At 63.2% G+C, this 3,255-nt stretch carries 2 protein-coding genes; both read left to right on the top strand.

All coding sequences use genetic code 11. From position 1 onward, the window contains the following. Positions 1-1,694, top strand: a 1,694-nt coding sequence (locus ABIZ35_RS28490; protein ID WP_348223338.1) for a PA14 domain-containing protein, incomplete at its 5' end; no start/stop codon positions are given. Positions 1,695-1,696: 2 nt separating this feature from the next. Beyond that, on the top strand, positions 1,697-3,217 hold the full coding sequence (locus ABIZ35_RS28485; protein ID WP_348223337.1) for an ankyrin repeat domain-containing protein: 1,521 nt from the start codon (positions 1,697-1,699) through the stop codon (positions 3,215-3,217). Positions 3,218-3,255: the final 38 nt, after the last annotated feature.

Genomic DNA, 3,255 nt, shown 5'->3' with positions numbered 1-3,255 from the left:
CGGGCAAAGGCGCCGGCGAAGGCGGGGACGGCGCCGGTCAGGAAGGTCAGGGGGCCGGCGAAGGATCTGGGCAAGGAGCAGGAAAAGGGGCCGGACAAGGCGGAGAAGGAGCGGGTCAGGGTGCTGGCAAAGGCGCTGGGCAGGGGACAGGCGAAGGTGCGGGCAAGGGAGCCGGCCAAGGCGGAGGCGAGGGCGCGGGTAAAGGAGCAGGTGAAGGCGGCGGCGAAGGAGCAGGTAAGGGCGCTGGCGAAGGTGCGGGGCAAGGGGCCGGCCAGGGAGCGGGTAAAGGAGCCGGGCAGGGCGCGGGCCAGGGGACTGGCGACGGGGCCGGTCAGGGAACTGGCGATGGAAGCGGCAAAGGGACTGGCGAAGGCAAGGGAACGGGTGAAGGAAACGGCAAGGGGCAGGGCAGCGGCTCTGGTGAGGGCGATGGGAGCGGCGAAGCCGGTGAGGCGGGCGCGTTTGGGTCGCTGCAAGGCGAAGGCGGCGATGGCATTGGCGGAAGCGGCGACGATGGGATGGGGGAGGAAGGCCGAGACGACGGAGTGGAGCATAAGGATAGTCAGGTCGCCGAAGTCGCGGATCTGCCACCCGATGCTCCCATTGCCGGCCATACTGTCCCTGGCGCCCTTGTGCTGCCGCCCGCGCCTCCGGTCGGCGTCAGCAAGGGCAAGGACCCCACGCCGCGCAAGGTAAAGAATACCGTGATTAGCCCGCCCGGAGGCAAGACGGCAAAGGCGCCCCTCCGGACGGAGGACAAGCCCGCGCCGATGACGCCTCCCACGAAATCGCCGAAGCTGCAGAAGATGACCAAGGAGCCGGTCGGACAGCGCAACAAGACCGGACTTAAGCCGATCCCACTCGCGCTCACCATCGGTTCCGCCAGCGCCGCCGGGCAGATCCCGATGGCCGTAATGGTTCGGCCGCATCTGCCGCTTGGCGTACCCGGCGATGTGATCGATCCGCCGCAGCCGCCCGCGAAAGGCTCGCCCAAATCGCCATCTCTGCTGCCGGCGCATCAAGCCGTTCGGCCGGAAAAGACGGCGTCGGCGACAAAACCCCTTCAGCCCCAAAAGGCGACTCCGGTGAAGGGAGAAGCCCCACATCCAGCGGTGCTCCATTTCGCGCGCAACAGCCAGGGGATTCGAAACGGCGCGCTGCAGCCGCTGCCGGCGACGCCCGTCCCCAACAGCGACACGCTGGTCGGCGACGGCTCCGGTCTCAAGGGGGAATATTTCTCGGGACGCCAGTTCGATACATATGCGTTCACACGGGCCGATCCCAATGTCGCGTACCGCTGGATTACTACACCCACGCAGTCGCCTGGGCCCAAGATCCAGGCGTACAGCGACTATACGATCCGCTGGACCGGACGCATCGTTGCTCCCTATTCGGAGACTTACACGTTCTATGCGGCTGCCGACGACGGCGTGCGCATTTGGATCAACCACAAGCTTGTGATCGACGAGTGGTCGGCCAATAGCCTCACGCAGTTCTCCAACAAGTTCACGTTCCGCGCCGGCGAACAGTATCTGTTCAAGTGCGAGTACCTGGAGGTGGATGGCGGGGATGCGGCGGTGTTCCTATATTGGTCTAGCCCGCATACGCCCAAGCAGTATGTGCCTCAAGATGCGTTCTTCTATCCGCTGCCGGATGACGAAGAAGAACTGAAACTGGATAAGGCGTCTTATTGAAAATGACGTCAATACCCAAAAGCAATGCGACCATGATCCAAAACGCAAAACGCGCCTTACTTTCGGTGGCGCTGATGATGTCGTTCGCCGTGGGAGCTCCCGCCGCTCCCACGGACGATGTCGCCACGCCCGCTATCGACGCTCCGGCGGCCGATCCCACAGTGCCGGACTTCGGAGGGATGGCTGACCCTATGGCGGCGCCCGCGACGCCGGACACGTCGGGAGACGCTGCCCCATCACCGCAGGGCGACCCGCGCTTCACACAGGTGTCGGACGCGATCAAGGCAGGCAATCTGGCCAAAGTCCGGGCGCTGGTGGCCAAGACCGGGGTGGCGATTACGGGCGCCGATGGGACGACGCTGCTGATGCGCGCATCGTCGTCGGGCAATACCGAGATCGTGAAATTTTTGCTGGACAAAGGCGCCGAAGTGGATGTGCAGGCCGCCGACGGCGATTCCGCTATTCTGGAAGCCGCGCACAAGGGTTTTTTGCCCATCCTGAAGATGCTGGTGGCGAAACAAGCGGAAGTAAACGCCTTCGACAACGCCGGCGTCTCGCCACTTATGGAAGCGGTGCATTCGGGGAAATTGGATGTCGTCCAGTTTTTGCTCGACAATGACGCCATTGTCGACGCCGTGGACAATAAGGGCAAAACGGCTCTGATGGTCGCCGCGTTTTCGGCGGGAACGCCGATCATTCAGAAGCTGCTGGATGCGGAAGCGGACGTCAGCCGTACGGATATCGACAACCACACGGCGCTGATGCAGGCGGCTTACGGGGCGCGCCCCGCAAATGTCCAGCTCCTGCTTGAGCATGGCGCCGATCTCTACGCGCAGGACCGGCAGGGTTTCACGGCGTTGATGGTGGCCTCCGGCGTCGGCGACCCTTCCACGATTATCACGCTGCTCGACAAAGGCGCGGACGTCAACTCTCGAACGAAGAGCGGCTTTACCCCGTTAATGCAGGCCGCCGCCGCCAATCGCATCAAGGCGCTCCAAGTTTTGCTTGACCATAGCGCCGATGTTCAGGCCAGAACGAACGCCAAGTCCACCGCGATCATCATCGCTGCGTACGGAGGCCATGACACGATTGTTCGCATGCTGGAAGCGCACGGCGCGAACATCAACGACACCGACACCGAAGGCCACACGGCGCTCTTCGGCGCCGCCCTGTCCAAAAATCTGCCGATGGTCAAACGGCTGATCGCCAAGGGAGCAAAGGTCAATATCGCGACCGCGAAGGGCTTCACTCCGCTGATGCAGGCCGCCTTCTCCGGCGATCCGGAGATCATTCGAATGATGCTGGACGCCGGCGCTAATGTCAACGCCAAAACAGACGAGGGGTATACGCCGCTGATGCAGGCTGTCCCCAGCGGCAATCTCGCCAGTCTGAAACTCCTGATCAAGCACGGCGCCGATATCCAGGTCAAAGACAGCGAGGGCCGCACCGCACTGACGTGGGCGATGCGAAAAAAGCAGACCGAAGTCGCGGCGCTATTGAAATCGTCAGGCGCGCGCGCCTGACACAGATAGAAATCAAAACAAAAAACGGCCCGGGCGAC

It is taken from the genome of Capsulimonas sp., from assembly GCF_039929585.1.
GTDB lineage: Bacteria > Armatimonadota > Armatimonadia > Armatimonadales > Capsulimonadaceae > Capsulimonas.
Note: the sequence above shows the minus strand (reverse complement) of the source record. Positions and strands in the feature narration are given on the sequence as shown.